This is a genomic window from Microbulbifer magnicolonia (assembly GCF_035117725.1).
GTDB classification, from domain to species: domain Bacteria; phylum Pseudomonadota; class Gammaproteobacteria; order Pseudomonadales; family Cellvibrionaceae; genus Microbulbifer; species Microbulbifer magnicolonia.
Genome location: NZ_JAYEFD010000007.1, coordinates 50,135 through 56,993 on the forward strand (window position 1 = coordinate 50,135; position 6,859 = coordinate 56,993).

The window sequence follows — 6,859 nt, forward strand, 5'->3', positions numbered from 1 at the left end:
CGAAAGCCCCTCGACGAGGGGCTTTTTTGTATCCCGGCTACCAGTCGTGCATGGAGCCGTCTTCGAGCCGGTTGATCGGCAGATAGGCGCGCCTGTAGGGATATTGCGCGGCCAGCGCTTCATCGATATCGACCCCCAGCCCCGGCGCCTCGCCCGGGTGCAGGTAGCCGTCCCCATAGTGGTAACCGTGCGGGAATACCGCCAGGGTCTCCGCCGTGTGCTGCATATACTCCTGGATACCGAAGTTCGGTATCGAGATGCCGAAGTGCAGGGCCGCGGCCATGGTCACCGGCGACAGGTCCGTGGCGCCGTGGCAGCCGGTGCGCACCTTATACAAATCGGCGAGATTCGCGATGCGGCGCAGGTGGGTGATGCCACCGGCGTGCAGCACGCTCGCGCGGATATAGTCGATCAGCTGCTCCTCGATCAGCTGCTTGCAGTCCCAGATGCTGTTGAACACTTCCCCCACCGCCAGTGGAGTGGTGCTGTGGGCGCGAATCTGGCGGAAGTTGGCCTGGTGTTCCGCCGGCACCGCGTCCTCGAGCCAGAACAGCCGGTAGGGCTCCAGGTCCTTCGCCAGTCGCGCCGCCTCTATCGGCGTCAGCCGGTGATGCACGTCGTGCAGCAGGTGGATGTCTCCACCCAGCTTTTCCCGCGCGGCCGCAAAGAGCTGCGGCGTGCTGCGCAGGTATTTCTCGGTGGACCAGACATTCTCGCTGGGCAGTGCCGCGTCTGCGGGCTCGTAGAAATCCTTGTCGCTGGAGACGCCGTAGGTGGATTTCAGGCCGGGTACGCCGGACTGCAGGCGCACGGCGCGGTAGCCGAGCTCTATGTAGCGCTGGGCCTCCCGCAGCGTCTCCTCGGTCGTCTCGCCATTGGCGTGGCCATAGACCAGCAGGCCCTCGCGGCAGGCGCCGCCCAATAGCTGATACAGAGGCAGCCCGGCGGCTTTGGCTTTGATGTCCCACAGCGCCATATCCACCGCGGCGATCGCCGCCATGGTCACCGGTCCGCGGCGCCAGTAGGCGCCCCGGTAGAGAAACTGCCAGGTATCCTCTATGCGGTGCGCGTCGCGGCCGAGCAGGCAGGGGATCAGGTGGTCGCTCAGGTAGCTGGCCACCGCCAGCTCGCGCCCGTTCAGGGTGGCGTCGCCGACGCCGCTGACCCCGGCGTCAGTCTCTATTTTCAGGGTGACGAAATTGCGCCCGGGGCAGGTGACTATGACGCGCGCGTCGGTGATTTTCAGCATGGTGAGCGTCCCTGTTCAATGCGCTGGGAAATTCAATCCTATTTGAGATTTGGCCGCCGTTGCGAGAGCATGGCAGACGAATTGCACCAATTTCATGTCAATAATCCGATAATCAGTCCAATTACATGTCATTTCTCGCCTCTATCGACGCCGCCCTCGCCGCCTTCGCCAATTTTGTCTGGGGCACGCCGCTGCTCGTCCTGCTGGTGGGTGGCGGTCTGGCGCTGCTGATCTACTCCCGCGGCCGCCCCTATCGCCATCTCGGCCACAGCATCGACCTGCTGCGCGGTGTGTACGACGACCCGAAAGACCCGGGCCAGGTGCCGCACCGGCAGGCGCTGTCGACGGCGCTGTCCGGCACCCTGGGGCTCGGCAATATCGCCGGGGTGGCCATCGCCATCAGTACCGGCGGGCCGGGCGCGATCTTCTGGATGTGGGTGACGGCGCTGGTGGGCGTGGCCACCAAGTTCTACACCGCCTCCCTGGCCGTAATGTTCCGCGGCCGCGACGCCGCCGGCGAGCTGCAGGGCGGCCCCATGTATGTGATCCGCGAGGGACTGGGCAAAAAGTGGATGCCGCTCGCGCTGCTGTTCGCCGTGGCCGGCCTGTGCGGCATGCTGCCGGTATTCCAGTCCAACCAGACGGTGCAGCTGCTGCGGGAATCCTTTGCCGTGCCCCTGGGCTGGGTGCCGGCGGACGGCTCGCTGCTGTTCGACTTTGCCACCGGCCTGGTGATCGCGGCGGCGGCCGCGGTGGTGATCGCCGGGCGCATCCAGCGCATCGGAAAATTCGCCGTGCGCATTGTGCCGGGCATGGTGCTCTTCTACCTGGCGCTGACCCTGATGGTGATCGGCTATTTCTGGCAGCAGGTGCCGGCCGCCCTGGCGCTGATATTCAGCGATGCTTTCAATGGCGAAGCGGTGGCCGGCGGTGCGCTGGGCGCGGTGATCGCCACCGGCATCAGCCGCGGGGCCTTTTCCAACGAGGCCGGCATCGGCACCGAATCCCTGGCCCACGGCGCGGCCAAGACCCGCGAGCCGATCCGCGAGGGCGTGGTGGCTATGCTCGGGCCGATCATCGATACGCTGATCATCTGCACCTGTACCGCCCTGGTCATTCTGCTGACCGGCGTCTGGCAGCAGGCCGACGGCATCGCCGGTGTCACCCTGACCGCAAACGCCTTCTCAGAAGTGTTCGGCCACTGGGGGCCGGTACTGCTACTGCTGATGGTACTGCCGCTGGCGTTCAGCACCATCGTCACCTTCTGGTACTACGGCGTTAAGTGTTTTGTGTTCCTGTTCGGCAGCCGCTGGCAGGGCCTGTATACGGCCATTTACATCCTGCTGATAGTGATTGGTGCCGTCGCATCCCTGAACGCGGTGAACAGCATCATCATCGGCATGTACGCGATCATGGCCATTCCCACCATGACCTCGACGTTGCTGCTGGCCCGGCACGTCAACCGCGCCGCGCACGACTATTTCGTGAAAATGGCAGCGGACGAGAAGGCGGGGCTGAAGGACCCCGCATAAAATAAAGAAGGGCGAACCGAGATTCGCCCTTTTTTGTGATCGCCGGCAATTGTCACTGCTGCACGGAAACCTGGGTGCCGACGGTGGCATGGGAGAAGAATATCTTCGCCATATGCCAGGGCAGGCGGATGCAGCCGTGGGAATCCGGCCAGCCGGGCACACGCCCCGCGTGCATGGTGACCGGGCCATTGATGCGCATCATGAAGTCCATCGACGCACCGCGGAAAATGGCACCGGGCGGTCTGCGGTGGCGGCGCACATCCACATTGCTGCGCAACACGTGTCCGCTCCTCGCCACATAGTGGCCATAGAGATTGGAGCGGTGATTGTATTTCTTCTCCGAAATGCGGAAGTTGCCGGTCGGCGTGCGGTAGCCGGGTTTGCCGGTGGAGACCGGAGATATGCCGGCCAGGCGGCCGCCCTTGTAGAAATAGGCCATCTGGTCGCTGAGGTCGATCACAATCCGCGGTGCGCCGCCGACCACATCCTGCCGCCACCAGGCATCGCGGGTATTACTGTTATAGCCCCCGCGGGAATAATAGGGGGACTGATAATAGGAATTGTTATAAGTGTTGCGTTGCTGGGTGTAAGGGTTGTTATAAGGGTTGCGATAGTCGGCGGCCTGCGCCAGTGGGCTTAGCAGTGCCGCGCCGCCGAGGACCAGGGCGGCGGTCAGTGTGGATCTTTTCAGCAGCGAAGAACGGCTTTGCATTGCGCACCTCTCTATTGCAAATGGACTTTGCAAACTTCAGCGATTTGCCAGCAGTACCCGCTGCGCGCACTTCCGCGGGGTAAAAGGCTTCCTCGCATCCTGGCGGCGCGACAGCAGGCAGTGTTTTTTCCCCAGTGCAGCCTGCCGATATGCTCCGGCATTCACCGCAGAATGGGCCAGCCGTGGCAGTTGCTACGGCAAGTGGAAACGATGGTAGGGTGCAGAAAAGGGCGCCATTACATCTTTTGGGCATGAAGATAAATTCTGATAGAGCAGAAGCGCTGGGACACCGGGCCGAGAACCGCCGGGCGAACCTCGACCAGTCGGGCTGCTAGGCGTTTGCCCAGAGGTTCCGTGAGGGCAAGACTCCCACGAGGAAGGAAGGGAGGAAGTGGCCGCTCGGCTATCCCGGAGGTGTCATCGACGCAGGCGAGGTCGGCGAGCGGGGGCGGGGGGCTACCGGAACCAGCTGGGTAGACACAGCTGCTGAACAATGCGTGTCGACTCGGAGGGCGTCTTTTGCGACACGCACGAGTAACGCCCTGGAAAAACGGTCGCAGCGACTGCTATTTCTGGCGAAGCGCAACGAACCAGTAAAAATCCTCGCAAAAACAATAAGTTATATTGGGGTTCGAAAATTGGGATAGGAGTCGCGACGACCGTTTTGTTGGTTGCAATTGAACTGGCCGAGGGCGCTACAAGCTTGACGCTGCCTTGCTTCCGCAGCATTCTTGCCCAAAATGTCTCAATTGAAATATGAGGCGAAAAGAATCGGCCTTCAGGGCCATGATTCAAATGTTATGCAATACGGAGAGTTGCATGAGCACATCAAGGAAAATGTTAGTGGTATCGATTCTGGCTTTTCTGATTCTTACTGCACTGGTTTTCAAGCCTCAGATAAAGAGTTTTTATGATCAGCAGTTCATTCTTTGGAGCATTGATCGAGTAAACTCAGAAAGAGTGGTAAATTCATGTCGAGTACGGTTTTGTATAGTAACCGCGTACTCGAATCGTGGTAACTTTACTTTCTATTACCTCGGTAGCAGCGATATCTCCGAGAAAGTAAATTTAATAAATAGCGTAATGGAAGAGTGGCCAGAATCAAGAAGCCAGTGTGAAGCAATGTTTTCCACGGATGGAGCAAAGCATTGTCTGGTCTCGGGGCAAGCTATTTTCCAGGCTCCTAGCGAGTAGTGCATAACAAACAGCGGCAGAGCGACAGCCAGCGCTACGCACCTTTTGTGTTACTCGCTGGCGCTCAAACATTAACACAAAATGCGCTACGCGCTGGCTGCGCCTGCGCTGGGCGTTATACCTCAAGAAGCCAATGACAGAATCTGAACAAGTACTAGAGAGAATTTTCAAAACGAAAAAAATTTCTTTTAATAAAATACCAGAGTCAGCAACTAGAACTCCGGATTATGAAGTCGTTGCCGGTTTCTCCAAGTCATTTTGGGAGGTAAAGGAGATTTGTGAGAACGGTGACGAAAAGGAGATTATTAGAAAGTTCGAGGCTGATCAGGGTGAAATATATAGTGTCCATTCAAAAAGAGTTGAATCCAGCATAAAATCTGCTTCTGGTCAGTTCAAGTCATTTGGTGTTACCAATTCTCCATGCATTGTAGTTTTAACTGATGTAAGAGATTTTTCGGTAAGAGATATATGTTTTGAACTTTACATAAAAAGTGCAATGCTTGGTTCTGCCGAGTACATGGAGTTTCGTGATGGCAGTGTTCGTGAGATCAACAGGAAAAATGGTCTCATGACCAATAGAATGAGCTACATTAGCGCTGTCGCATTAATGTACTGCTCAACTGATCAGCTTGTATTCTTTCACAACCCTAACACTTGCAACGAGCTTCCGGAGTATTTTTTCAATAAATTCTCGGAGCATTATAAAGTGGTCAATACAAGTATTGGACTTGAGTGGACAAAGGTATAACAAGGCCGGGCAATTTGCTCCGGGCCTACGGCCCTCCGCGGGACAGCTTACCTTGTGCACGTTTTGCGCGGGTCGCTGCGCTCCCATTTTCGCGCAAAAAGCGCACAAGGTAAGCTGCCCCTGCCGGCGGCGTTAGGCGTTATTGAAGCTAAGTATGATTATAAAAATTTGGAAAGACCCCGTTTGGAGTAAAGTGATCGCTACTGCAATCATTTCGTTTCTAGCTGCACTTGTTTATAAGATGGGTGTTTCTTCTGAATCAACCGTAAAACTTGTTTCTGATCTAGCCAATTTTTTAACGAAGAACTTCGAAGTGAAAATGTGGCAGGTCGTTCTTTTATTGGGTTCCGCCGTTACACTTTTAGTGGTCATTTATAGGTGGTTTTCAAAGAAATTCTTCTATTCATCCTATCGAACTGAGTATCTTTTTGATAATGATATTATGGGGCTCAAATGGGAGTGGAAATATAGCGCTGATGGAGAGTTGGTGGATTTTAAATGTCTTTGTCCAGCATGTTCTATGCAGATGTACTTCAAGGATAAAACGGTGGATTCCACTCCTAGATGTGAATATGTTTGCCCAAAGTGTAGTTACTCGCATGGCTTTACTGGCTTTAAAAATGTAGAAGTGCTGGTAAAGCTTCTTATAGAAAGAATAATCCGTTTGGGACGGTGGAAAAAGCGAGTCGCCTAACAAGCGGTTGTAGCCGCCGGGAAATACGCGGCTGGGACGGCTTACGCTGCGCTCCAGCCGCCCCTAAATCGAGCGTTAGGCTTTTGCGACGGCCCGGATAATTTCACTGGAAAAGCAAGATGGCGCGATGGCAAACTCTAAGTCTCGAGGATTTCCAGAGAGTAACTGACGAGGCGTTTTCATTCTTGATGACCCATTATTCGTATACTACATGTCCTGCTGAAAGAGGCGGCCTCTTTGGGTCCGGATTTGTACGTAGATTTACTCGAGCCTCGTATGAGATCGGAATACTCTTTGGTGATGCTGATTCGCGGCATCTTTGCTCGGTCTGGTTCCGGGACGACGTTGGACAAAAGATCGTGGAGAGGGGCTACATGGAACGCGGATTAGAAACGCTTCTCGCTCGACGCTACCCGACATTCGCGCATCCAACTCGGAACGATCTATCAGACGAGATGACCCCGGAAATTGTAATACGGCAGTACGCTGATCTGCTCCGGAAGTATGCGATTGATATCGTAAAGGGCGACTTTTCTGCCTTTCCGAGCTTGATGTATGTACTGCATCACGTGGATCGCAAGTTTCCGACGAGAGCCGTTCGGCGCTTCCTAGGAATCTACTCAACTTATGAAGGAGCGACCGCCGCGATAGAGGATCGCTCAACCAAGCAAGGGTTTTCGGAAAGGCTCGACGGGTTCGAGATTTGGAGAGTTCAACCGGACGGCTACGG

7 protein-coding genes are annotated in these 6,859 nt (G+C 56.0%); 5 read left to right on the forward strand and 2 right to left on the reverse strand.

Annotated features, from left to right (window positions below):
- Positions 1–37 precede the first annotated feature (37 nt).
- A complete protein-coding gene (manD, locus tag RRF64_RS18650) occupies positions 38–1,249 on the reverse strand; it encodes a D-mannonate dehydratase ManD (protein WP_323847436.1) in 1,212 nt (403 codons plus the stop codon).
- 125 nt (positions 1,250–1,374) lie between these two features.
- On the opposite strand from manD, the gene RRF64_RS18655 reads away from it, so the two are divergent.
- Complete coding sequence (locus RRF64_RS18655) at positions 1,375–2,781, forward strand: alanine/glycine:cation symporter family protein (protein ID WP_323847437.1); 1,407 nt, start codon at positions 1,375–1,377, stop codon at positions 2,779–2,781.
- A gap of 52 nt (positions 2,782–2,833) precedes the next feature.
- Here RRF64_RS18655 and RRF64_RS18660 read toward each other — a convergent pair whose 3' ends face one another.
- On the reverse strand, positions 2,834–3,493 hold the full coding sequence (locus RRF64_RS18660) for a L,D-transpeptidase family protein (RefSeq protein WP_323847438.1): 660 nt from the start codon (positions 3,491–3,493) through the stop codon (positions 2,834–2,836).
- Between the two features lie 740 nt (positions 3,494–4,233).
- Here RRF64_RS18660 and RRF64_RS18665 point away from each other — a divergent pair.
- The 4 genes from RRF64_RS18665 to RRF64_RS18680 all read left to right on the forward strand — a co-directional run.
- On the forward strand, positions 4,234–4,407 hold the full coding sequence (locus tag RRF64_RS18665) for a hypothetical protein (protein WP_323847439.1): 174 nt from the start codon (positions 4,234–4,236) through the stop codon (positions 4,405–4,407).
- 413 nt (positions 4,408–4,820) lie between these two features.
- Positions 4,821–5,435, forward strand: a complete 615-nt coding sequence (locus RRF64_RS18670; protein WP_323847440.1) for a hypothetical protein — start codon at positions 4,821–4,823, stop codon at positions 5,433–5,435.
- A gap of 154 nt (positions 5,436–5,589) precedes the next feature.
- Complete coding sequence (locus RRF64_RS18675; protein WP_323847441.1) at positions 5,590–6,129, forward strand: hypothetical protein; 540 nt, start codon at positions 5,590–5,592, stop codon at positions 6,127–6,129.
- A 374-nt stretch (positions 6,130–6,503) separates the two neighbouring features.
- A partial coding sequence (locus RRF64_RS18680) for a hypothetical protein (protein WP_323847442.1) occupies positions 6,504–6,859 on the forward strand: 356 nt, incomplete at its 3' end.